The organism is Streptomyces sp. NPDC021622 (assembly GCF_040640795.1).
Taxonomy (GTDB): domain Bacteria; phylum Actinomycetota; class Actinomycetes; order Streptomycetales; family Streptomycetaceae; genus Streptomyces.
In genome coordinates, this window is the sequence record NZ_JBFACK010000011.1 from 188,200 (window position 1) to 211,607 (window position 23,408).

General features: G+C 70.8%; 21 protein-coding genes. 15 read left to right on the forward strand and 6 right to left on the reverse strand.

Features of this window, described 5'->3' with window-relative positions; translation table 11 throughout:
* The first annotated feature begins 46 nt into the window (after window positions 1-46).
* The 5 genes from AB0G47_RS22810 to AB0G47_RS22830 are packed head-to-tail and all read left to right on the forward strand — an operon-like array spanning window position 47 to window position 4,374.
* Entirely contained in the window at window positions 47-1,417 is a 1,371-nt protein-coding gene (locus tag AB0G47_RS22810; RefSeq protein WP_360772811.1) for an L-fuconate dehydratase, read from the forward strand.
* Complete coding sequence (locus tag AB0G47_RS22815; protein ID WP_360772813.1) at window positions 1,414-2,169, forward strand: SDR family oxidoreductase; 756 nt, start codon at window positions 1,414-1,416, stop codon at window positions 2,167-2,169. Before AB0G47_RS22810 ends, AB0G47_RS22815 begins: the two co-directional genes overlap by 4 nt.
* Window positions 2,166-3,173 carry an aldo/keto reductase gene (locus tag AB0G47_RS22820; RefSeq protein WP_360772816.1) on the forward strand — a complete coding sequence of 336 codons (1,008 nt, stop codon included), beginning with the start codon at window positions 2,166-2,168 and terminating at the stop codon, window positions 3,171-3,173. Before AB0G47_RS22815 ends, AB0G47_RS22820 begins: the two co-directional genes overlap by 4 nt.
* Window positions 3,170-3,481 (forward strand): L-rhamnose mutarotase, encoded by a 312-nt coding sequence (locus tag AB0G47_RS22825; RefSeq protein ID WP_360772818.1) that lies wholly within the window; start codon window positions 3,170-3,172, stop codon window positions 3,479-3,481. Before AB0G47_RS22820 ends, AB0G47_RS22825 begins: the two co-directional genes overlap by 4 nt.
* The gene (locus AB0G47_RS22830; protein WP_360772821.1) at window positions 3,481-4,374 is read left to right on the forward strand and encodes an amidohydrolase family protein; all 894 of its coding nucleotides are present in this window, start codon (window positions 3,481-3,483) and stop codon (window positions 4,372-4,374) included. Before AB0G47_RS22825 ends, AB0G47_RS22830 begins: the two co-directional genes overlap by 1 nt.
* Here AB0G47_RS22830 and AB0G47_RS22835 read toward each other — a convergent pair.
* Window positions 4,362-5,789, reverse strand: coding sequence for a lipase maturation factor family protein (locus AB0G47_RS22835; protein WP_360773208.1), 1,428 nt, complete (start codon window positions 5,787-5,789; stop codon window positions 4,362-4,364). The two genes, AB0G47_RS22830 and AB0G47_RS22835, sit on opposite strands and share 13 nt — an antisense overlap.
* Before the next feature lie 138 nt (window positions 5,790-5,927).
* Here AB0G47_RS22835 and AB0G47_RS22840 point away from each other — a divergent pair, with 138 nt between their 5' ends.
* Genes AB0G47_RS22840 through AB0G47_RS22855 form a run of 4 tightly spaced genes read left to right on the forward strand, consistent with a single transcriptional unit; the run spans window position 5,928 to window position 9,827 of the window.
* Window positions 5,928-6,311 (forward strand): DUF6777 domain-containing protein, encoded by a 384-nt coding sequence (locus AB0G47_RS22840; RefSeq protein ID WP_360772824.1) that lies wholly within the window; start codon window positions 5,928-5,930, stop codon window positions 6,309-6,311.
* A gap of 33 nt (window positions 6,312-6,344) precedes the next feature.
* Window positions 6,345-6,812, forward strand: a complete 468-nt coding sequence (locus AB0G47_RS22845) for a DUF6777 domain-containing protein (protein ID WP_360772827.1) — start codon at window positions 6,345-6,347, stop codon at window positions 6,810-6,812.
* A gap of 42 nt (window positions 6,813-6,854) precedes the next feature.
* The gene (locus AB0G47_RS22850; RefSeq protein WP_360772829.1) at window positions 6,855-8,936 is read left to right on the forward strand and encodes a SpoIIE family protein phosphatase; all 2,082 of its coding nucleotides are present in this window, start codon (window positions 6,855-6,857) and stop codon (window positions 8,934-8,936) included.
* 30 nt (window positions 8,937-8,966) lie between these two features.
* On the forward strand, window positions 8,967-9,827 hold the full coding sequence (locus AB0G47_RS22855; protein WP_360772832.1) for a DNA-formamidopyrimidine glycosylase family protein: 861 nt from the start codon (window positions 8,967-8,969) through the stop codon (window positions 9,825-9,827).
* 30 nt (window positions 9,828-9,857) lie between these two features.
* Here AB0G47_RS22855 and AB0G47_RS22860 read toward each other — a convergent pair whose 3' ends face one another.
* Both AB0G47_RS22860 and AB0G47_RS22865 read right to left on the reverse strand, forming a co-directional pair.
* Window positions 9,858-10,517, reverse strand: a complete 660-nt coding sequence (locus AB0G47_RS22860) for a zf-HC2 domain-containing protein (protein ID WP_360772835.1) — start codon at window positions 10,515-10,517, stop codon at window positions 9,858-9,860.
* Between the two features lie 148 nt (window positions 10,518-10,665).
* Entirely contained in the window at window positions 10,666-11,178 is a 513-nt protein-coding gene (locus AB0G47_RS22865) for a hypothetical protein (protein WP_360772838.1), read from the reverse strand.
* A gap of 288 nt (window positions 11,179-11,466) precedes the next feature.
* Between AB0G47_RS22865 and AB0G47_RS22870 the strand changes: the two genes are divergently transcribed.
* Entirely contained in the window at window positions 11,467-12,711 is a 1,245-nt protein-coding gene (locus AB0G47_RS22870; RefSeq protein ID WP_360772841.1) for a CapA family protein, read from the forward strand.
* Between the two features lie 22 nt (window positions 12,712-12,733).
* Here AB0G47_RS22870 and AB0G47_RS22875 read toward each other — a convergent pair whose 3' ends face one another.
* Window positions 12,734-13,510: a methyltransferase domain-containing protein gene (locus AB0G47_RS22875; protein ID WP_360772844.1), complete on the reverse strand. Its 777-nt coding sequence runs from the start codon at window positions 13,508-13,510 to the stop codon at window positions 12,734-12,736.
* A gap of 28 nt (window positions 13,511-13,538) precedes the next feature.
* On the opposite strand from AB0G47_RS22875, the gene AB0G47_RS22880 reads away from it, so the two are divergent.
* Window positions 13,539-13,955, forward strand: coding sequence for a MerR family transcriptional regulator (locus tag AB0G47_RS22880; protein WP_360772847.1), 417 nt, complete (start codon window positions 13,539-13,541; stop codon window positions 13,953-13,955).
* A gap of 82 nt (window positions 13,956-14,037) precedes the next feature.
* Here AB0G47_RS22880 and AB0G47_RS22885 read toward each other — a convergent pair whose 3' ends face one another.
* A complete protein-coding gene (locus AB0G47_RS22885) occupies window positions 14,038-16,938 on the reverse strand; it encodes a glycoside hydrolase domain-containing protein (RefSeq protein ID WP_360772850.1) in 2,901 nt (966 codons plus the stop codon).
* Window positions 16,939-17,100: 162 nt separating this feature from the next.
* Here AB0G47_RS22885 and AB0G47_RS22890 point away from each other — a divergent pair, with 162 nt between their 5' ends.
* The 4 genes from AB0G47_RS22890 to AB0G47_RS22905 all read left to right on the forward strand — a co-directional run bounded on the left by AB0G47_RS22890 (window position 17,101) and on the right by AB0G47_RS22905 (window position 21,962).
* The gene (locus AB0G47_RS22890; protein ID WP_360772853.1) at window positions 17,101-18,228 is read left to right on the forward strand and encodes an ROK family transcriptional regulator; all 1,128 of its coding nucleotides are present in this window, start codon (window positions 17,101-17,103) and stop codon (window positions 18,226-18,228) included.
* A gap of 127 nt (window positions 18,229-18,355) precedes the next feature.
* Window positions 18,356-19,354, forward strand: a complete 999-nt coding sequence (locus AB0G47_RS22895) for an ABC transporter permease subunit (protein ID WP_360772856.1) — start codon at window positions 18,356-18,358, stop codon at window positions 19,352-19,354.
* A complete protein-coding gene (locus AB0G47_RS22900; protein ID WP_360772859.1) occupies window positions 19,351-20,274 on the forward strand; it encodes a carbohydrate ABC transporter permease in 924 nt (307 codons plus the stop codon). Before AB0G47_RS22895 ends, AB0G47_RS22900 begins: the two co-directional genes overlap by 4 nt.
* A gap of 56 nt (window positions 20,275-20,330) precedes the next feature.
* Window positions 20,331-21,962, forward strand: a complete 1,632-nt coding sequence (locus AB0G47_RS22905) for an extracellular solute-binding protein (protein ID WP_360772862.1) — start codon at window positions 20,331-20,333, stop codon at window positions 21,960-21,962.
* Window positions 21,963-21,966: 4 nt separating this feature from the next.
* Here AB0G47_RS22905 and AB0G47_RS22910 read toward each other — a convergent pair whose 3' ends face one another.
* Window positions 21,967-23,400, reverse strand: coding sequence for an amino acid permease (locus AB0G47_RS22910; RefSeq protein ID WP_360772864.1), 1,434 nt, complete (start codon window positions 23,398-23,400; stop codon window positions 21,967-21,969).
* Window positions 23,401-23,408 lie beyond the last annotated feature (8 nt).

A 23,408-nucleotide genomic window follows, 5' to 3' on the forward strand; every position in this document is an offset into this window, starting at 1 on the left:
CCGTTCTGGTTCAGCGCCTCCTTGCCCCTTTCCGGAAAGGCCTCCTGTGTCCCCGACTCCCGCCCGCATCACCGCGGTTGACACCTTCGACGTACGGTTTCCGACCTCACGGGAACTGGACGGATCCGACGCGATGAACCCGGACCCCGACTACTCCGCCGCCTACGTGGTCCTTCGCACCGACGCGGACGACGGCCTGGAAGGACACGGTTTCACCTTCACCATCGGGCGCGGCAACGACGTCCAGGTCGCCGCGATCGCCTCGCTGCGCCACCACGTGCTCGGCCGGTCCGTCGAGGAACTCTGCGCCGACCCGGGGACGTTGAACCGCGACCTGATCGGGGACAGCCAACTGCGCTGGCTCGGCCCCGAGAAGGGCGTGATGCACATGGCCATCGGGGCCGTCGTCAACGCGCTGTGGGACCTGGCGGCCAAGCGCGCGCACAAGCCGCTGTGGCGGTTCCTCGCCGACGCCGACCCGCAGTGGCTCGTCTCGCAGGTCGACTTCCGCTACATCGCGGACGCGCTCACCCCCCAAGAGGCCCTGGATCTCCTCCAGTTGGGCCGCCACGGAGCCGCCGACCGGGAAGCCCTGCTGCGGGAGCGCGGCTTCCCCGGCTACACCACCTCACCCGGCTGGCTCGGCTACAGCGACGAGAAGCTCACCCGCCTCGCCCGCCAGGCCGTGGCCGACGGCTTCACCCAGATCAAGCTGAAGGTCGGCGCGGACCTGGCGGACGACATACGCCGCTGCCGCACCGCACGCGAGGCGGTCGGGGCCGGCATCCGGATGGCGATCGACGCCAACCAGCGCTGGAACGTCGACGAGGCCGTCGAATGGACCCGCGCCCTCGCCGAGTTCGACCCGTACTGGGTCGAGGAGCCCACAAGCCCCGACGACGTCCTCGGCCACGCCGCGATCCGCAAGGCCGTCGCCCCCGTCAAGGTCGCCACCGGCGAGCACGTACAGAACCGCATCGTCTTCAAGCAGCTCCTCCAGGCGGGCGCCATCGACGTCCTGCAGATCGACGCGGCCCGCGTCGGCGGTGTCAACGAGAACCTCGCGATCCTGCTGCTCGCCGCCAAGTTCCGCGTCCCGGTCTGCCCGCACGCGGGCGGCGTGGGCCTGTGCGAACTGGTCCAGCACCTGTCGATGTTCGACTACGTGGCGCTGTCCGGGACCACCGAGAACCGCGTCATCGAGTACGTCGACCACCTCCACGAACACTTCACCGACCCGGTGGTGGTGCGCGCCGGCCACTACACGGCCCCCGGCGCGCCGGGCTTCTCCGCCACCATGCGGCCCGAGTCGCTCGCGGAGTTCACCTATCCGGACGGCGCCTTCTGGGCCGCCGACCTCGCTCAAGGATCACTCGCCCAAGGCGCCGTCCCTCAAGGCAAAGGAGCAGCCGCATGACCGACTTCGAGGGGCTGAAGGCCCTCGTCACCGGCGGAGCCTCCGGCATCGGGCGGGCCACCGCCGAACTCCTGTCCGCGCGCGGCGCCCAGGTGGCCGTGCTCGACCTCGATCCGAGCACCGTGGAGAAGCCGCTCACCGGCCACCGCGCCGACGTCTCGGACGACGCGTCGGTACGCGAGGCCGTCGCCGCCGCCGTGGCCGGGCTCGGCGGACTCGACGTACTGGTCAACAACGCCGGGATCGGCGCCCAGGGGACGGTCGAGGACAACGACGACGCCCAGTGGCACACCGTCCTTGACGTCAACGTCCTCGGGATCGTCCGCACCAGCCGCGCCTGCCTGCCGCACCTCAGGGACTCCGGCCGCGCGGCGATCGTCAACACCTGCTCCATCGCCGCCACCGCCGGACTCCCGCAGCGCGCCCTGTACTCGGCGTCGAAGGGAGCGGTGCTCTCGCTGACCCTCGCGATGGCCGCCGACCATGTACGCGAAGGGGTGCGGGTCAACTGTGTCAACCCCGGCACCGTCGACACCCCGTGGGTCGGCAGGCTCCTGGACGCGGCGCCCGACCCGGCCGCCGAGCGGGCCGCGCTCCAGGCCCGCCAGCCCACAGGACGCCTGGTGTCGGCGGACGAAGTCGCGGGCGCCATCGCCTACTTGGCGAGCCCCCTCTCCGGCGCGACCACCGGCACCGCGCTCGCCGTGGACGGCGGCATGCAGGGCCTGCGACTGCGTCCGGCGGGCCGGTGAGCGGCATCGCGCGGCGCACCCTGGGACCCGGCGGCGTCGAGGTGACCGAGCTGTCCTTCGGCGCCGCCGGCATCGGCAACCTCTACGCGCCCGTCACCGACGAGGAGGCGGCCGCGGCGGTCGACGCCGCGTGGGACGCGGGCATCCGCTGCTTCGACACCGCGCCGCACTACGGCATGGGCCTGTCGGAGCGCAGGCTCGGCGAGGCGCTGCGGGCCCGCCCCCGTGACGCGTACGCGCTCTCCACCAAAGCGGGACGGATCCTCGAACCGGTGGCGGGGCGGCCGGTCGGCGACGACCTCGCCAACGGCTTCGCCGTGCCCGCCACGCACCGCCGCGTCTGGGACTTCAGCGCGGACGGCGTGCGCCGCTCCCTGGAGGACAGCCTCACCCGCCTTGGCCTCGACCGCGTCGACATCGTCTACCTCCACGACCCCGACGACCACGCCGAGCAGGCCTTCCGCGAGGGCTATCCGGCCCTCGAGCGGCTGCGCGCGGAGGGCGTCGTCGGTGCGATCGGCGCCGGCATGAACCAGACGGCCATGCTCACCCGCTTCGTCCGCGACACGGACGTCGACGCCGTGCTGTGCGCGGGCCGCTACACACTCCTCGACCAGAGCGCGCTCGCCGATCTGCTCCCGGCGGCACAGCAGCACGGCACATCGGTGGTGATGGGCGGGGTCTTCAACTCCGGCCTGCTCGCCGACCCCAGGCCCGGCGCCACCTACGACTACGCGACCGCGCCCGCCGGCCTCCTGGACCGCGCCCTCCGGCTGAAGGCCATGGCCGAACGGCACGGCACCACCCTGCGCGCCGCCGCCATCGCCTTCCCGCTCGCCCACCCGTCCGTCGCCGGTGTCCTCGTCGGCGCCCGCTCGGCGTACGAAGTCCGGGACGCCGCCGAGCAGTTCGCGCGGGCGGTGCCCGACGCCTTCTGGCAGGACGCCAGGGCCGAGGGACTGCTGCCCGCCGAAGTTCCCGTCCCCCGTGAGGAGTCCGCGTGAGAGTCGCCCTGCACACCAAGGTCCGCGCCGACCGCGTCGCCGAGTACGACGCCGCCCACCGCGAAGTGCCGGACGAGCTCACCGCCGCCATCCGCGCGGCGGGCGCCACCTCCTGGACGATCTGGCGCAGCGGGACCGACCTCTTCCACGTCCTGGAGTGCGCGGACTACCCCCGTATGCTCGCCGAACTGGAGAAGCTGCCGGTCAACATCGCCTGGCAGGCACGCATGGGCGAGCTGCTCGATGTCGTCCACGACTACTCGGCCGACGGCGCGGAGGCGGGACTGCCCGTCGTATGGGAGCTGTGATGAGCGAACCGGAGCGGGTGGCCGAACCGGAGCGGACGGCCGAAACGCCGTGGATGGTAGACGCCCACCACCACGTGTGGGACCTCTCCGTACGAGACCAGGACTGGATCACCGGCGACGCGCTCGCCCCGATCCGCCGGGACTTTTCCCTGGCCGATCTGCTGCCCGAGGCCCGCGCCGCCAAGGTCGCGGCGACCGTCGTCGTCCAGACGGTCACCGTCGCGGAGGAGACCCCCGAACTCCTCGCCCTTGCCGCGGCGGACCCCGAGCTCGTCGCCGGCGTCGTCGGCTGGACCGACCTCACCCGCCCGGATGTCGCCGACGCGCTCGCCGAGCTGTGCGAGCTTCCCGGCAGGCGGTATCTGGTCGGCATCCGGCACCAGGTCCAGGGGGAGCGCGACCCACGGTGGCTGCTGCGCCCCGACGTACGCCGTGGTCTCAAGGCGGTCGCCGACACAGGCCTCGCCTACGACCTCGTGGTGCTGCCCCATCAACTGCCCGCCTGCGTCGAGGCGGCCCGGGAGCACCCCGAACTCACCTTCGTGCTCGACCACTTGGGCAAGCCGCCGATCGCGTCCGGCGACCTGGAACCCTGGGACGCCGCCGTCCGCGCCCTCGCCGCGCTGCCCAACACCGTCTGCAAACTCTCCGGCCTGGTGACCGAGGCGGACCCGAAGAGCTGGACGGTCGAGGATCTGCGGCCGTACGCCGACACCGTGCTCGAGGCCTTCGGCCCGGACCGGCTGATGTTCGGCTCCGACTGGCCCGTCTGCACCCTGGAAGCCTCGTACGGCGAAGTGGTCGACATCGCACGGGAGTTGACCGACGCGCTGAGCGACGCCGAACGTGCCGCCGTGTTCGCCGGGACCGCGACCCGCGTCTACCGCCTCTGAGCCGCCGAGCCGAAGTGCGTCGGCGGCATGAACTCACGCACATACGTCCGCTCCCAGCAGGCGCCCGTCTCGCGCAGCTCCCGCCAGGTCGTGTAGCGGTAGCGGTACAGGCGCGCCCGGATGTACGCGGGCGGCGCCTCCGGCGGGAACGGGGAGCGGCGAAGCAGCCGCAGCGTGTCCCGGTCGCCGTCCAGGAGCCGCTCCACCAGCGGGCCGAACCACGGCCGGGCGTAGGCGGGGGAGAGCGCGGCGAACCACATCAACCAGTCGAGCCGCAGATGGTAGGGCGCGAACTGGCGTGGCCAGCGCCGCACATCGCCCGGCTTGCCCTTGAACTCGTACTCCAGCCAACGCGAGTCGTGCCGGGGCAATGTGTCCGCCGTGCCTTCGACGACGACCTCCATACGGACGCGGCTGATGCTGCCGAACGCGCCGTAGGCGTTGACGAGATGGAGCGGGTCGAAGGCGTAGTTCATGATCTGGCGGCGCGAGACGAGGTTCCGCGCCGGACGGTAGCTCAGGCCGAGGAGCAGCGCGGTCGCGGCGATGACCACCACCTCGTACCAGAGCGGGGCGCCGGGCGGATCGGCCGGTGCGCCCACGCCCCCGAAGTCCAGGACCGACAGGGCGACCACGATCGTGATCCAGTTCAGCCAGCTGAAGTTCCCGGACAGGACAAGCCACAGCTGGGTGGCGATCATCAGGCAGGCCGCGGCCGTCGCGATCGGCTGGGGTGTGAACAGGAGGACGGGGACGACGAGTTGGGTGAAGTGGTTCGCCGCGACCTCCATCCGGTGGACCGGCTTCGGCAGATGATGGAAGAACCAGCTCAGCGGGCCGGGCATCGGCTGTGTCTCGTGGTGGAAGTACAGGCAGGTGAGCTTGCGCCAGCAGGCGTCGCCGCGCATCTTGATAAGACCGGCCCCGAACTCGACACGGAACAGCACCCAGCGCAGCAGGAACAGCACAAGGACCGGGGGAGCGGTCTCGTCGTTGCCGAGGAAGACGGCGAGGAAGCCCACCTCCAGGAGCAGTGACTCCCAGCCGAAGGCGTACCAGGTCTGCCCCACGTTCACGATCGACAGATAGAGCACCCAGGGCACGATCCAGAGGAGCATCGCGCCCCACAGCGGCAGCAGCCCGTCGACCCCCGCGACCAGCGCCGCCGCACAGCCGCAGCCCGCCCAGCAGACCGCGGCGAAGAAGCGGTCCGAGTAGTGCAGCTGGAAGAGGCTCGGCGCCCGGCGGAACGGCACCTGCTCCACGTAACGCGGCACCGGCAGCATCCCGCGCTCCCCGATCAGTGCGCGGAACTGCAGCACCGCGCTCAGGAACGCGACGAGGTAGACGGCGGCCAGTGCCCGCTGGAAGACGAGTCGGGCGAGCCAGTACTGATCTGCCGTGAACCACTGCACAAGGCCATTTTGCGCCCGGACCGGCTCCGGCCACCCCTCGGCCCGCGCGGACACGCCGCCCTCACCTCGGCTTGCGCGCACCTTCCGACACCCTCAGAGAATGGGTGGAAAGTGCCTGAAAGCGGGCGGGAGAGCACGGTGCGAGTGCCCACCAGGACCTATGTGACGGCCTTCGCGATATCCATGGCCGTCGCCGTCGCGGGATGCTCCGACGGAGGCGAGAAGAACGCCGCCGACGGCGAGTCCGAGCTGTTCATGCAGCCCGCAGCCGCCGAGGGCCCCGACCCCTTCACCGACTCCACCGCCACGTCCACGGCGACCCCCTCGCCCGTCACCCGTTCGCCGCAGCCCGCACCGAGCGGAACGTCGTCGCCCACGGCCCACCAGGGCGCCCGCTCCTACTCGGCCAGCACACCGGGCCTCTACGGCGGCACACAGTCCGTCGGCAGCTGCGACGTAGACGCCCAGGTCCGCTTCCTCACCGCCGACCAGGGCAAGGCCCGCGCCTTCGCCGACTGGTAGCCGGTGGCCTGACCACTGCGGTAGCCGTGGTTCGTGACGCGGGTGTCGCTCCAGGGCACCCCGAGCAGGCAAGGACCGCAGTGGCCCGGCTACCGCCCGACGCAGGTGATCGTCGTGACCCCGGCACCGAAGATCATCACGAACATCACCATCGTGAACATCGTCAACAACACCTGGATCGAGCGGAAGACCGGCGACTACCACGGCGGCCACGACCACCGGGTGCCCCCGCCGCCCCCGACACCGACGCCGAGCACTCCGACCCCGAGCACGCCGACGCCGAGTACGTCGCCTCCCACGCCGAGCGACTCGGAGAGCAGCGAGCCCTCCACCGACCCGGGCACCACCTCCGCGGACTGCCCGACGCCCGCCCCGGCCACGGGCACGGAGCCGCCCGACGACTCCCTGTCCCCGCCTCCGCCCGGCTGCCCCACACCCACCCCGCCGACTCCGTCGAACGACGTCCCGCTGACCAGCGATCCCGGAACTTTCGAGAGCTGAGCGTGCGCGCTCGGGCCCGACAGCGAAGAATCATGAAGTGTCATGACGCCCACGTCACTGCCGGACGGCTGGCCAGCGGACCCGCGGCCGATCCTGGCGCTCAACCGCACAGGCTGCTTCGACTGGGACCTCGACAGCGGCCTGATGCACCTGGACGCCGCGGGCCTGGACGTCTTCGACCTGCGGGCCGACGAGTACGACGGTCATCCGGCGACCCTGGCCGTACGGGTCCCGCCGATCGAGGCGCACCGCCTGGACGCGTACGTCTCGCACGCGCTGAAGGACGGCAGCCGGACCTACGGCATCTACTTCCGCATCCGCCTGCGCGACGGCGGGCTGCGCTGGACGCACACCCAGGGGCACATCGAACGCGACCCGACGGGCCGCCCGCGCCGCATCGTCGGCATCGTCCGCGACGCCACCCAGGAGCTGGGCGACAGCACGGCCCGGCGCGAGCGCGCCGACGAGGAGGAGGACCGGCGGCGCCGCACGAGCATCGTGCAGGGCACCACCGCGGCCCTCGCACACGCCCGCACCGTGCGGGACGTCATCGACGTGCTCAAGGACACCCACGGCCTGGCCCACCTGGGCGCGTCGAACCTCGTCATGGGCCTGGTCGAGGCCGGCCGGATCCGTCTTGTCGCGGAGGGGCCGACGGGCAGCTTCGTGCCGGGCACCAAGTTCAGCCGCGTCGACGAGCCGTATCCGATGAGCGAGGTGGTGCGCACGCTCGCGCCGCGCTTCATCGAGACGGCCGCCGAGTTCGCGGCCTCGTACCCGGAGCTGTGGCCGCACATCGACAAGCTCGGCATCACCGCGGCCGCCTATCTGCCGCTGATCGCGCAGGCCAGGCCGATCGGCGTGCTCGGCCTGCTCTACCAGGAAAAGACCGGCTTCACCGAGGAGGAACGCAACGTCCTGGTCGCCCTGGGCAGCGGCATCGCGCAGAGCCTGCAGCGCGCGATGTTCTACGAGCAGGAGAAGGACCTCGCCCAGGGCCTCCAGCAGGCGATGCTGCCGCGCACCATCCCCGGCGTCCAGGGCGCCGAGATCGCGGTCCGCTACCGCTCGGCGGCGCTCGGCCGGGACATCGGCGGCGACTGGTACGACGTGATCCCGCTGCCCGGCGGCCGGGTCGGTGCCGTCATCGGCGACGTACAAGGTCATGACACACACGCCGCTGCCGTCATGGGTCAGCTGCGCATCGTCCTTCGCGCCTACGCCGCCGAGGGGCACAACCCCGCCACCGTCATGGCCCGCGCCTCGGGCTTCCTGCACGAGCTGGACACCGAGCGCTTCGCCACCTGCCTCTACGCCGAGGCCGATCTGTCGACGGGCGTCGTCCAGCTGGTGCGGGCCGGGCACATCGATCCGCTGCTCCAGCAGACCGACGGGAGCTGCCGCAGGGTGCCGGTCGACGGTGGGCTCCCGCTGGGCCTCTCCGCCGAGTTCGGCGGTCTCGAATACCCCGTCAGCACCCTCGAACTCGACGCGGGACAGACCCTGTTGCTCTTCACCGACGGTCTCATCGAGGAGCCGGGCGCCGACCTCGACGACGGCCTTCGGGCGCTCGGCAACCTCGCCTGCTCGGGCCCGCGCGACCTCCAGCAGCTCGCCGACCGGCTCTGCTCGATCGTCGACGAGCGGGGCGGCGACGACGACGCGGCACTGCTGCTCCTGCGCCGCCGCCTCCTGGACGCGCCGCGCTCCGGAGGCCGCCTCCAGCAGCATGTCGGCCCCGGCGATCCGGAGGCGCTCGCCGAGGCCCGGCACATGATCAGGGCCGCCGTCCGCGCCTGGGGGGCCAAGGACCGCGCCGACGAGGTCGAGCTGGTCGCCGACGAGGTCATCACCAACGCCCTGATGCACACCGACGGCGCGGCGATCGTGACCCTGCGCGTCCTGACCGGCCCCGACCGGCGCCTTCGCGTCGAGGTCGAGGACTCGTCAAGCGCGCTGCCGCGCCGCAGGGAGGCCGGGGAGTCGGGGGTGTCGGGCCGCGGCCTGCTCCTGGTGGACATGCTCGCGGACGTGTGGGGCGTGGACTCGCGGGGGACCGGCAAGTGCGTGTGGTGCGAGTTCATCGTGCCCGAGCGGGACAGCCCGAGTCGAGGAAGCACATGACCATGCCGGACCAGGGTCAGGAGTGAGCGGATGCCGGAACTCCCCGAGGTCGAGGCGCTGCGCGCCTTCCTCACCGACCACCTCACCGGCCACGAGATCGTCCGGGTGCTGCCCGTCGCGGTCAGCGTTCTGAAGACGTACGACCCCGCGCTCACCGCCCTCGAAGGCCGGCCCGTCACGGGCGTGGCGCGGCACGGCAAGTTCCTCGACGTCGACGCGGACGGCCTGCATCTGGTCACCCATCTCGCCCGCGCCGGCTGGCTGCACTGGAAGGACCGGCTGCCCGACGGCGTGCCACGCCCCGGCAAGGGCCCGCTCGCCCTGCGGGTCGCCCTGGAGACCGGTGAGGGCTTCGACCTGACGGAGGCCGGCACTCAGAAGCGCCTCGCCGTGTACGTCACCGAGGATCCGGCACAGATCCCGGGCATCGCCCGTCTCGGTCCCGACCCGCTCGCCGACGACTTCGACGAGGACCGTTTCGCGGGGCTCCTGGCGGACGAACGACGCCAGATCAAGGGCGCGTTGCGGGACCAGACCCTGATCGCCGGCGTCGGGAACGCGTACAGCGACGAGATCCTGCACGCGGCCCGGATGTCCCCGTACAAGCTGGCTTCGAGCCTGACGAAGGAGGAGACCCACGGGCTGTACGTGGCGCTGCGGACCACGCTGAGCGAGGCGGTGGAGCGCTCGCACGGCGTCGCGGCGGGCCGGCTCAAGGCGGAGAAGAAGAGCGGCCTGCGCGTCCACGGCCGTACGGGTGAGCCGTGCCCCGTCTGCGGCGACACCATCCGGGAGGTCTCCTTCAGCGACTCCTCGCTGCAGTACTGCCCCACCTGCCAGACGGGAGGCAAACGGCTCGCGGACCGCCGGATGTCACGGTTGCTCAAGTAGCGGGGTTCAGCGGTTCAGCAGTGGCGGGGTTCAGCGGCGGTCGAGCGTCAGGAGGTGCCTGCCCGCCGTGGTGCGCACCTCGTACCGGTCGATGTCCGCGCGGGGGAGCGCGGCGCCGCCCTGCGTCGACACCCCGTCCGACGGCGCACCGGCGGGCACCTTCCACGTGGTCACCGGCTGCTCGGAGCCGTCGGCGGCGATGGCGACGAGTTCGCAGACCCGGGAGCCCTCCGGGTCGTGGACACGGAGCCCGATGTCCGTGCCCCAGGCGCGGTCGCGCGCGGTGAGCGTCGCCGAGACGCCGGTGCGGCCGTCCCGCGCGGTGATCCGCTCGGGGCCGGGGCCGTCGGCGGTGAGGACCGCCACCGCGGGCCCCGCAACGGCGAGCACGACGCTCGCTGCGACCGCGCACAGCCACCGCCTGCGCCCGGCCGCCCTGCGCCGCAGCCGCCCCGAATCGGCGAGCAGCCGGTCGAGCAGGCCGGGTCCTGCCGTGGCCAGCGGGTCGACGCGCGGTGGCGTCACCCGGGCGTATGCCGCCAACTGCCGTGCTGTGGGGGTTAGTTCAGTGACCAGATCACGGCAGACCGGGCAGTCCATGAGGTGATCGTCGAAGCGGAAGGTGTCCGCCGCGTCGAGGACACCGAGCGCGTAGGCGCCGGCGTCGCGATGCCGCTCCAGGGACCTCATGGCGTTCCTTGCGTTCTGTGTGGGTCAGGTAGCTTCTTGCCCTCCCGTACGCAGTGGACCGTCGAATCACTCAAGACTCGGCGGCAGAACAGCCATTCGTGTCGTGGTGTGGCCTCGCGGGCCACAAGGCGGCGCGGTCGGCGACGTATCAGAACAAGTGGATCGCCAGATGTCCCAGCGGCAGCCCCAGGCGCCAGGCGGCCGTCCACACCTTCGGTCCGTCGTCCTCGCTCCCGGGCGACCCGCCGCCCGGCACCGCGTCCAGGTCCGGGGCGAGCAGCTCCGTCTCCTCCAGCCACCGCCAGGCCTGGTCGGCCAGTTCCAGATCGGGCGTGGGGGCGCCGGATGCGGCCGCGTCCGCCGCGAGCCCGGCCATCCGCTCGGCGACCCAGTCCTGCCACTGCTGGTCATAGGCCGTCAGGGAGAGCCAGGTCTCCAGCTGCGAGACCACACGGATGCCCGACAGCTCGCCCTGCGTGTCGGAGAGGAAAATAGTCAGGGCCAGAGCATCACGCCCCGCTCGGTATTCGAAAGATGTCGGCGGCATCAAATCGCCGGTGCGCAGTAATTCGTCCGCGATGTACTCCGCGTACAACCAGGCCATCGGCACGGTCAGTTCGCCGCCGGGGTCCTCGGCGTTTCCTCTGCTCTCGTGCAGCATCCCGTCTCGCCTTCCTCTGTCCGTGCGCGTCGCCGGCCTCTGGCCCCCAATCCGAAGCACGGATGAGGACAGCCGATTACTCAACAGGGGTGCTGAGCAAGGCGCTTTACAGAGGCTTGACCCGGGCCCCGGTTTCGTCGCAGGTCACATGCCCTCTGTCTTTCGTGTCACATGGCCGAAGGTTTTGAGTCCGTTTCAGGGACTATGGAGGCATTGCTGCTTGACTCGGCCTTGTGCCCGAATGTGGATTCGTTTCGCCGAATATCCCCCATTCACGGAGCCCGGTCGATGACACAGCGCACACCGCAGGGAACGGCCGTGCTGGCGGCCGTAATGATCGGAGCCGCTCTCGCCGGGACCGCGGCCTGCACGGCGAATGTGGAGTCCGCGCAACAGCACAAGCCGAAGCCGCGACACGAAATGCAGCGGGACGGCGAGGACGGCGGCCCGCGCGACGCCCATCGGAACGCGCCATCCGCGGCGGGCGGCGGCGCGGGCGCACCCCGCGCCTTCACCCTCATCGCCTCGGGGGACGTGCTCCCGCACTCCTCGATCATCAGCAGGGCGAACGCCGACGCGGGCGGCGACGGCCATGACTTCGAGCCGATGCTCGCGGGCGTCAAGCCCGTCGTCTCCAAGGCGGATCTGGCGATCTGTCACATGGAGACGGTGTATGGCGAGAACGGGGACTACACCGGCTACCCCAGCTTCAAGTCCCCGCCGCAGATCGCCCGCGCCCTGAAGGCCACCGGCTACGACTCCTGCTCGACCGCCTCCAACCACACGCTCGACGACGGCGCCGCGGGGGTACGCCGAACGCTGGCCGCGCTGGACAAGGCGGGCGTCAAGCACGCGGGTTCGGGCCGCACGGCCGCCGAGGGCAGGTCCCCGGCATGGCTGCCGGCGGGCGGCGCGAAGGTCGCGCAACTGGCGTACACCTACGGCACCAACGGGTACCCGCTGCCCAAGGACCAGCCTTGGGCGGTCAACCTCATGGAGCGCGACCGGATCGTCGCGGACGCGCGGGCGGCCCGCAAGGCGGGCGCGGACGTGGTCGTGGTCTCCGTCCATTGGGGCACGGAGTGGCAGGAGGCACCGGACCTCCGCCAGCTGAGCCTCGGCAAGCAGCTGACGTCCTCGCGGACGGCGGGCCGCCCCGACATCGACCTGATCATCGGTACGCACGCGCATGTGCCGCAGGCGTACGAGAAGGTCAACGGCACCTGGGTCGTGTACGGCATGGGAGACCAGATCGCCGGCGACATGATCAACCACGACGGCGAGAACGACCCCCGGGGCAACCAGGGCACCCTCGGCCGCTTCACGTTCGCCCCGCCGACCGAGCCGGGCGCCCGCTGGGTGGTGAAGAAGGCGGAGTTCATTCCACAGTGGTTCAACACGGAGACGGGCCGGGTCGTGAATCTGAACGCCGCGTTGGCGCGCGGGGCGGACGTCGGCGACGTCCGGGACCGCATCCGCAGGGTGGTGCTGAGCCGCGGGGCGGGGAAGCAGGGCTTGGTGATGGGCCGGTAGCCGGCGACCGGACGGCGCCTGCTCAGGCGGGGAGGGAGGCGGCAGCCACGAAGAACGGGACGGCGACGAGGAAGCGGCCGGTCTCGGCGCGTCGGCGCTGTTCGGCAAGCCACTCGTCCGCCCGTGCGCGGTCGACGGCGCCGCTTGCGCAGGCCGGCTCGGCGAGCCTCGTGAGCAGCGACAGCATCGCGGGGTCGGTGAACACGCTGGTGTGCGCCTCGACCGTGACATCGTCGAAGCCACCGTCCAGGAGCAGGCCGCGGTACTGGCGCCCGGCGCGGGGCGTGCCCAGGAGGTCGGCGCGGGCGTGCACGATCGTGCGGGTGAGCTCCGCGTCAGCCGACTCGATCATGATGGCGTCCCAGTCCTGACCGACCAGGACGATCCTGCCGCCCGGACAGAGCACCCGTCGCGCCTCCGTCACCGCGCGCTCCGGCTCCCGCAGTACGTGGAAGACCTTGTCGGCACGGTAGCCGCGCACGCTGCCGTCGGCGAACGGCAGATCCTCCGCCCCCGCCTCCCGGAACTCGGCCCCCGGCCACCGTCCCCGGGCCGCGGCCAGCATCTCCGGGCCGGGGTCCACCCCCACCGCGTGGACGCCGCGTTCGGCCAGCTCGGCGACGGCCCGTCCGCCGCCGCAGCCGACGTCCACGACGGTCGATCCCGGGACGAGAGACAGCAGTTCGTAGGAGCGCTCCCGCAGCCGAGCGGCGCTCGGCAGTCGGTCCGCGGCGTCGAGGACGGCCAGCAGGGCTTCGGTGTCGCGGTGCTCTTGCACCGCTTCCTGATTCTTGGACATGGGCGTCATGCTGCGACTTAATGTCGGCATGAAGTCAAGCGAAGACGGCTGCGGCACCGGCACGTTGAGCATCGGCGCCGTCGCGGCACGGTTCGGCCTGGCCACGCATGTGCTGCGGCACTGGGAGACGATGGGCCTGCTGCACCCCGGACGCGACGCCGGCGGGCGCCGCCGCTATGGCGCGGACGACCTCACCCGCGTGGCGACGATCCTCATCCTGAAGGAGGCGGGCCTCGGCCTGACCACCATCAGGAGTCTGTCCGCGACCGTCGACCGCCCCACCCGGCACAAGATCCTGCGCCCCGCGGCTGAGGAACTCCGGTCGAGAATCGCAGCGGCCCAGGCCTCATTGGCGCTCATCGAGGGCGGTCTGAACTGCGAGCACGAGGACGTCACCCAGTGCCCGAACTACCGACGGCTCATCGCCGAGCGGGTCGGCCACTAGGCGCTCCGCGGGAAGTGCGGTACTCGTCTGCGGGTTCGTTGTGGCCGGTCGCGCAGTTCCCCGCGCCCCTTCGGGGGCGCGCCTACCCGATCCGCAGCAACCACCCCCGCCCGGGCGCCACCGGCACCGCCTCGCCCGGCGCGAACCTCCGCTCGGCCTGAAAGCCCTCGACCGCGGGTGCGTACGCCGCCACCGGCTCCCCGGCAGCCGACGTCAGCACGACGTCCACCGGCCCCGCCGCCCACGAGGCGACCGCCGCCACCGTCCCGCCGGGCCCCTCCCAGGTCGTGGCGAGCACGTCCTCCCGCCCCGTGCGGACGGACGGCGACGCCCACCACCCCGTCATCTCCGCCTCCGGCAGCCGAAGTTGATCGAAGGCCCGCCACAACCCCCGCACATCCACCATCGGCGCCCGCCCGGTCATCCCGAAGACCAGCCCCCGCCAGGGATTTCCGCCGCCCTCCAGCATCTCGCCCATCAGCCCGAACGGAATCCCGGAGATCTCCACGAGCCAGTAGGCGGGGTCCGCCCCGGCGCCGTCCTCATAGTCGAAGAGCTCGCCCAGCCACAGCCGGTCCACGTACGGAAGCAGCTCCGCGTACAGATTCGCGCTGGAGGCGAATCCATCCGCCTCCCGGAACTGATTGCAGGAGTGCAGATCGACGAGCGGCGGTGACGCCCCCGCCCCGCCCAGCGCCTTCCGCACCCGCTTCATCGTCGTCCGGTCGTACGCCACGTCGTCGAGGTAGAGCCCGTCCACGCCCACCACCCGCCGCAGCCGCTCGATCCCGCACACATAGGAGTTGTGCCACCGCGAGTCGCCCGACGTGACGACCGCGACGTCTCCCACGTCGGGCGCCACCCAGCCGGGGACGTAGTCACCGCCCAGATGCTCCCGCAGCCACGCGTGACCGCCGCCAGGACCCGGCGCGAAGATCTCGTCGCCGAGCCCGGCAAGGACCGGCAACTCCGGTGTGTGCCGCGTCAGTTCGCGCACCGTGTCGTACACCTTGACCCGGACCCCGAGCCGATGCGCCTCCGCCACGTACGAGCGCAGCGCGTCCGCGCCGAGCAGCGGATCGTTGATGTAGGGGTTGGGCGGCGTCGCGTGGTGGAGGTTGGCGACGTTCGCGCCGTACTCGGCGATCTCCGCGGGCGACGCGTACGCGTGGAAGTAGCGCTCGGAGAGCTGGCGGCCCGGATCCAGCGGCTTGAACGGGGTCAGGAGCAGCCGGAACTCGAAGCACCGGCTCTCCCCGGCGCGCAGCGTCAGCGGACCGCTGAAGGCGGTCAGCAGCCGGACCCCTTCCTCCGTGCGCAGCCGCACCCCGCCCGCCCCGTCGTCGCCCGCCCAGGAACGCGGCGTACGCAGGGGCTTCTCCCGGTAGTAGTTGGTGTTGAGCGGCCGCGCGTAGTGCTCGTCGCGCAGGCTCAGCTGGAGGCCCGCCGCCGGGCCGCCGAGCCAGAAGGCGTCCTGGTTGCGGGTGGGGGTGTCCCAATGCCAGTCGTACGTCGTCGGGCACGCCCGGCCGGTCAGGCCGAGCCCCATCGCGTACCGCGCGACCTCCTCGCGCACCGGCACGTCCAGTGTCACGTCCAGCTCGGTGTCGGCGCTCGCCTCGACCGTGGCGCGTACGACGAGGAAGCCGTCCGCCTCCAACTCGCCCTGGACGGACAGGAGTACGTCCTGTCCGGTCGCCCGCGCGGACCAGTGCGCCCGTGCCGGGCCCGGCTGGTCGAGGGTGAGCGGCTCCCGTTCCAGGGGGCGGCCCAGGTCGAGTGTGATCGGCGCGGCGAGCAGCTCACGCGCCGGTCCGTCGGTGCGTGTGACGGTCGGGGTGAAGGCGGAGGTGATCCGCCGGGGGAGTCCGTCCGGGCCGAGTTCGACGGTGCGGCCGAGGATGGCCAGGCGCCGTCCGTCGGCCTCGACGGGGGTGAACGGCGCCACCACCTCGTCGTCCTGCGCGTACGCCGAGTCCAGCCAGCCGAGCCGCGCGAGCCGCCACGGCTCCCCGGCACCGCCGTCGGCGACGACGTCCTCGCCGACGGTGAGCCGCAGCGGCAGGATCCGCTCCGGGGCGCCGGACGCCTGGACGGCGATCTCGCCCTCGTACACGCCCGGTTCAGCCTCCTCGGGCACCTCCACGCCGAACCACAGCGCGCCCGCCCGCCCCGCGTCGAGACCGACGGGCCGCTCGAAGGCCCGGCCCCGCGCGTCTGTGCCGCCCGTGCTGAGGCACCGCACGGCGAAGGGCAGCCCGCGGATCTCGGCGCGTACGTCCGTCAGGTCCCCGAGCGCGTACACGCCGACCTGCAGCGCGTGGAACTCGCCGCGGTCGGCCGTGACCGTGTGCGGTGCGAAGGGGGTGGCCCGTGCCCAGCGCGCGGGCAGCCGGTGGTAGCGGCCGAGCGGATGTGCCCGGTCCTCGCCGAAGAGGAGGAACTGCTCGGCGGCGTACGTCTGTTGGAGGCGGTCGCGCTCCTCCGCCGTCGCCGCGAAGCCCAGCGGTGCGAACGAGTCGACCGCGCTCGCCGCCTCGTATCCGAAGGCCTCGGCGCGCGGCAGTTTCTCCCACCCGGCGGCGTCGTGCAGGCCGCAGCGGTGGACCCAGCCGGGGTCGGCGGTCCTGGTCGGCCTGCGGTAGTCGGCCTGCGGGTAGTAGGGCTTGCCCGTGTGCGCGTACGGGAGATAGTGCACGGCGTAGGTGCCGGGGCCGTCCACCGGCTCGAAGGCGATGCGCCCCGCCTCGTCGGTCACCTCCAGGGCCACCGTGTTGCGCACGCGCTCTCCGGAGGGGCCCACGACGATCACGTCGACGGACGCGGGGTCCGGATCCTGGCGCCGCCACGGAAGTTCGGCCGCGACGGCGGGCGCCGCGGTGTCGGAGGCGTCGGCGCGCACCAGCAGCCGGTGGTTGCCGTAGACGTCGCTGTCCCAGGAGCCGATCCCGCATGCCAGCTCCGGATGACCAGTCTCACCCATCTGTGCTCCCCCAAGGGCGCTGTTTATTAGGTAAGTTTCTCAATCTCTCCGGGGTCACACTGGAGATCAACCGATCGCGATGTCAAGGGGGACGCCTTGAATCGGGGAGCCCAGGCGGGGGAGTCCATGAAGCAGCCCGGGGAGTCCATGAAGGGGGAACCCATGAGTGGAGACCCGTCGCTGCTGCGCCGCCTGAACGCGGCCGCCGCCCTGCGCGTGCTGCGCGAGCGCGACGAGATCACCGTGCCCGAACTCGCCGCGCTGATCGGCGTCTCGCGGCCCACGGCGCAGGACCTCACGGCCCAGCTCCTTCGCGAGGGCCGCCTGGTGGAGCTGACGCCGGGCAGCGGCAGCGTGGGCAGGCCGGCCCGCAGGTTCCGCTTCCGCGCCGAGGCCGCCCATGTGCTCGGCGTGGACATCGGCGCGCACAAGATCCTGGTGCACGCGGCCGATCTGCTCGGCCGCACCGTGGCCACCCAGCGCGTCGCCGTCACGCCCGAACTGCCGGGGCCCCGGCGCCTGGACGCCGTCCGTGAGGCGATCGCGGGCTGTCTGGCCCAGCCGGCGGCGGCAGGCGTGCGCCCGCTGGCCACCGGCGTCGGCACCAGCGGCATGGTGGACGCGCGGGGCCGGGTGGTGGAGAGCGACTCGCTGCCGGACTGGACGGGCCGCGACCTGACCCGCGAGCTCGCCGACGACACCCACGGCCCGGTCGTGGTGGGCAACGACATCCAGCTCGCGACCCTCGCCGAGTGCACCGGGGGAGTGTCCGTCGGCGCCCGTGACTGTGTGTACCTGTACGTCGGCAACCGCCTCGGCATCGGCCTGTGGCTGCGCGGCGAGCTGCACCGCGGACACCACGGCGCGGCGGGCGAGATGGTCGCAGGGGACGGCTGGGGGAACTGCTACCAGCGGCTTCTCGACTGGTTCGCGGGCCACGAGGGCGCGGACCGGCCAACCCGCGAGAACGCGGCACGGGCGGTGGTGACCGCCGCGGCGGCCGGTGACGGCGGGGCCCGCTACACGCTGCGCGCGTTCGCCGAGGCGCTCGCCGACAGCCTGGCCCGCCATGTCGCCGTACTCGACCCGCAGTCCGTGGTGCTCGGCGGTGGCATCTCCCGTGCGGGCGCCCTGCTCAGCGAGCCGTTCGCGGAGCGGCTCGCCGGGCTCAGCCCCTATGCGCCGACGGTGCAAACTTCCGTACTCGGCGAGGAATCGACCGCAATCGGGGCAGCCCGTCTCGCACTGGAACACATCGATCACGCCGCGCAGAAAAGTCCAACTCTCTAGGGCCGAGAGGTGGTTGACGGACGGGAGCCGCGCTTCGATGATGTGGCTCTCATTCGGCAAGTTGGCTTCCTAATTAGCCGGATGCCGACTTCCCTATTCCGTCGTGCCGTCAGGCCAGGGAGTACGTGTGACATCCCAAGGAACGCTGCGCAGGCCCGAGGCCGCGTCGCCACCACCCGCGTCAGCCGCGACATCAAAGGGCCCGCAGCGCCACCGCCGCGTCCCGCTCCGCGTCCGATTGCGGAACAACTGGGTGATGCTCGCCCTGATGGCCCCGGGCCTGCTCTTCTTCCTGGTCTTCTTCTACGTGCCGATGCTCGGCAACATCGTCGCCTTCCAGGACTACCAGCCCTTCATCGGCTTCAAGGAAAGCCCGCTGGTCGGCCTCGCCAACTTCCAGGAGCTCTTCGCCGACCCCGCGTTCTGGGAGGCGGTCCGCAATACCCTGGCCTTCGCCGCGCTCCAGCTGATCTTCTTCTTCCCGGCCCCGCTGGCCCTCGCCCTGCTTATCAACAGCCTGGTCAGCCCACGCATCAAGAAGTTCGTGCAGAGCGTCGTCTATCTGCCGCACTTCATCTCCTGGGTGCTCGTCGTCGCGCTCTTCCAGCAAGTACTCGGCGGCGCTGGCCTGTTGAGCAACTACCTGCGCGACCACGGCATGTCGGCCCTGGAGGTGATGACCGACCCCGGCACCTTCCCGCTCCTGATCACCGGGCAGGTGATCTGGAAGGACATCGGCTGGGGCATGATCATTTACCTGGCGGCGCTCGCGAGCGTCGACCAGTCCCTGTACGAGTCGGCGGCCGTCGACGGCGCCGGACGCTGGCGCCGCATGTGGCACGTGACCCTGCCCGCGGTGCGCGGCGTCACGATCATGCTCCTCGTGCTCCGCCTCGGCGACGTACTGTCCGTCGGCTTCGAGCAGTTCCTGCTCCAGCGTGACGCGGTCGGCGCCCGCGCGGCGGAAGTCCTCGACACGTACATCTACTACCACGGCGTCGTCTACGGCGACTGGGGCGTCGGCGCCGCCGCCGGCCTGGTCAAGGGCGTCGTCGGAGCCCTGATGATCTACGGCGCCAACAAGGTCGCCCACGCCTTCGGAGAGCACGGGGTGTACAGCAAATGAGCAGCTTCGGATCTCCCCTGCGCACCCGCGCGGTCCGCGAGGAGCGGCCCGCCTGGGAAGAACCGCCGACGAAGATCGGCTCGACCGCCAAGGCCGTCGTCATCACCGTCATCTGCGCCGTGATGATCCTGCCGTTCGTCACGGTCCTCTCCACCAGCCTGGCCTCCCGCAAGGAGATAACCGAGGCGGGCGGCTTCGTCCTCTTCCCCGCGGAGCCGACCCTGGACGCGTACCGCACGATCCTTTCCGGAGGCATCGTCTCGCGCGCCGTCGTCGTCAGCGTCCTGATCACCCTGGTCGGCACGGCCCTCTCGCTCCTGACGACGATCGCCCTCGCGTACGCCCTCAGCAAGCGCGGCGTCCCCGGCAGCAAGCCGATCCTCCTGATGGTCCTGTTCACGCTGCTCTTCGTGCCCGGCATGGTCCCGATGTACGTGGTGGTCAAGGAGCTCGGACTCCTGGACTCCTACTGGTCGTTGATCCTCCCCGTCATGATCAACGCCTTCAATCTGGTCGTCCTGCGGGCGTTCTTCATGAACATCCCCGAGGAGCTCTACCAGGCGGCGCGGATCGACGGCGCAGGCGACTGGCGGATCCTGACCCGTATCGTGCTCCCGCTCTCCAAGGGCGTCGTCGCCGTCGTCGGCCTCTTCTACGCGGTGACGTACTGGAACGCCTTCTTCAACGCGATGCTCTACCTCAACGACTCGGGCAAGTGGCCCATCCAGTTGGTCCTGCGCACCTATGTCGTGCAGGGAAAGTCCATCACGGGCGACCAGTTGGGGGTCACGAACATGCCTCCCCAGCAGTCGATCTCCATGGCGGTCGTCATGATCGCGCTCATCCCGATCCTGCTGCTCTTCCCGTTCCTGCAGAAGTACTTCACCAAGGGCGTGCTCACCGGCGCCATCAAGGGCTGAACCTCCCCGCCCCCTTCCAGACCCTGACACCCTTCGCGGAGATTCCCATGACAGGCATGTCCCGACGCACCTTCCTCAGCCTCTCCACCGCCGTCGCCGCGGGAGCGGCCGCCACCTCGCTGACGGGCTGCGGCTCCTCGACGAAGAAGACGGGCGAGGCGGCATCGTCGAAGGTGAAGCTGCCTTCGTACGTTCCCTTCGCCGGGATCAGTCCCGACCTGGCGCCGAACGCGAAGGGGCTCTCGGCGGGGTTCCTCTCGTACCCCAAGGACCTGGTGCAGAGCGTCGCCAAGACCCCGGGCGACGGCTCGAAGATCACCATGCTCACGGAGATCTGGACGCAGCCGCCGACCCCCAAGGGCTCCAACGCGTACTGGAAGAAGCTGGACAAGGAACTCGGCGTCGACCTGACCGCGATCCTGGGCACCGACCCCGGCTACGAGGAGAAGTTCTCCGCGGTCGTCGCGGGCGGCGACCTGCCCGACCTGTTGTGGATCCCGCCCAACCAGGGCATCCAGCACATCGCCGAGCTGCTCGAAGCCAAGTGCGCCGACATCACCGAGTACGTCTCGGGCGACGAGGTGAAGAGATATCCGAACCTCGCCGCGATGACGCCCGCGCACTGGAAGACGGCCGTGGTGAACGGCAAGATCTGGGGCGCGCCCGTCCCGTACCCCGCGTTCGGCCAGGTCTTCGGCGGCAATCCCAAGGTCTGGGCGAAGGCGGACGGCATCCAGGCGAGCAGCCCCGAGGAGTTCCTCGCCAAGTGCAAGGAGGTCACCGGCGACAAGGTCTGGGCCCTCGAGCCGATCTACGTCAACACCGCCAGCGTGATGAGCCAGTGTTTCGGCGCCCCCAACAAGTGGCGGCAGAACAAGGACGGTTCGCTCACCTGGTTCCAGGACACCGACGAGTACCTGGAAGCCCTCAACTTCGTCCTGAAGCTGAAGAAGGCCGGGGTCTTCTACCCGGGCAACCCCAAGATGGCCGACGCGTACACCAAGATGGCGCAGGGCTCGATCGGCGCCTGCGTCTTCGCGAACCCCTTCAACGCCCGCAAGGACACCCGCGTCCAGGACCCCGAGCTTGCCGCCGAGATCCTGATCCCCTTCGCCGCGGGCGGCGGGAAGCCCAACCACCACTACCACTTGGGCACCATCGGCTACACCGCCGTCAAGAAGGGCGACGAGAAGCGGGTGCGCATGCTGCTCGACGTCCTGAACTACCTGGCGGCGCCGTTCGGCAGCAAGGAGCGCGAGTTCCTCGAATACGGCACCGAGGGTGAGGACTTCACGTACGACAAGAACGGCTTCCCCACCCGCACCAAGCAGGGCAAGCAGCAGGTCGAGGGCCTCTTCAGCGGACTGCAGACGTCGACGACCTCGCCCTTCGCGATCATCGCGTCGAGCTTCCCCGGCGACGAGCGCGCCCAGGACGTCAAGGACGTGTACGCCGCCGAGAAGAAGCTCCTTGCGACCGCCATCCAGAACCCGGTGGTCGGCCACTACTCCGACGCGTACACCCAGCACTACGGCCGCATGCAGACCGAGGCGGGGGACCTCGTCAACGACATCGTCAGCGGCCGCAAGAAGCTGAGCGAGTGGAAGCCGTTCTGGGCGGAGTGGAAGAACAAGGGCCTGGACCAGATGGCCAAGGAGTTCGCCCTCTCGATCGAGAAGAGCGCCTGATCCGCTAGGACGTCTTGTCGCGTACGTCGGCCTTGGCGAGCTCCGACTTCCGGTACGAGTACCCGAAGTAGACGACGAGGCCGGCGGCGAACCACACGGCGAACCGCACCCAGGTCTGCCACTGCAGGAACGTGATCAGCCAGATGGAGAAGACGACCCCGATCGCCGGCACCACGGGCATTCCGGGGCAGCGGAACGTCCGCGGCAGATCGGGCTGCTTGTAACGCAGCACGATCACCGCGACGCACACCACGACGAACGCGAGCAGGATGCCGATGTTCGTCAGCTCGGCCGCCTCGCCGATCGGCAGGAACCCGGCGATGGCGGCCGACGCGAACCCGACGATCCAGGTCACGCGCGTCGGCACATGGCGGGTCCGGTGCGTCTTGGCGAACCACTTCGGCAGCAGCCCGTCGCGCGACATGCTGAACCACACACGGGTGACGCCGAGCATGAACGTGAACATCACGGTGAGGATGCCGATGATCGCGCCGACCGCGATGACATCGGCGAGACCGCCGAGCCCCACGGACTTGAAGGCGGTGGAGAACCCGCTCTCCGGGTCGATGTCCGTATAGCTCTGCATGCCCGTGAGGACCAGGCACGCGAGCACGTACAGCACCATCGAGATGGCGAGGGAGTAGAGGATCGCCTTCGGCATGTGGCGCTGGGCGTCCTTGGACTCCTCGGCGGCGGTGCTCATCGCGTCGTACCCGAAGACCGCGAAGAAGACCGTCGCCGCACCCGTGAACGCCCCGCTGACCCCGAAGGGGAAGAACGGGCTGTAGTTGTCGGTGTTGATGTGGAAGAACCCCACCGCGATCACCACGATCACGACGATGACCTTCAGGATCACGACGACCATCTCGAACCGCGCCGCGTTCTTGATGCCGAGGGTCAGCAGATACGCGATGAGCAGGCAGAGCACCGCAGCGAACAGGTCGACCTTGTGCCCGTCGCCCGTCCCCGGCGCGCCCAGCATCCAGGTGGGCAGCTCGGCGCCCATGTCGTTGAGCAGGAAGTTGAAGTAGCCGGAGATGCCGATCGCGACCACCGCCACGATCGCCGTGTACTCCAGGAGCAGGTCCCAGCCGATGAACCAGCCCGCGAGTTCGCCGAGCACCACATAGCCGTACGTGTACGCCGATCCGGCCTTCGGGATGAGGCCCGCGAACTCGGCGTACGAGAAGGCCGCGGCCGCGCTCGCGACACCGGCGATGAGGAAGGAGATCAGGACGGCGGGCCCGGCTGTGCCGTTGGCCACCGTCCCGGCGAGGGTGAAGATCCCCGCGCCGATGATGCCGCCGATGCCGATCGCCGTGAGCTGCCACAGACCGAGCGACCGGGAGAGGCCGCCGGCCGCTCCCGACTCGGTCTCTTCGATGTGTTCGATGGGCTTGCGGCGCAGTACGCCCTGCCCCATACGGAGTCCCGCCATGAGCTCCA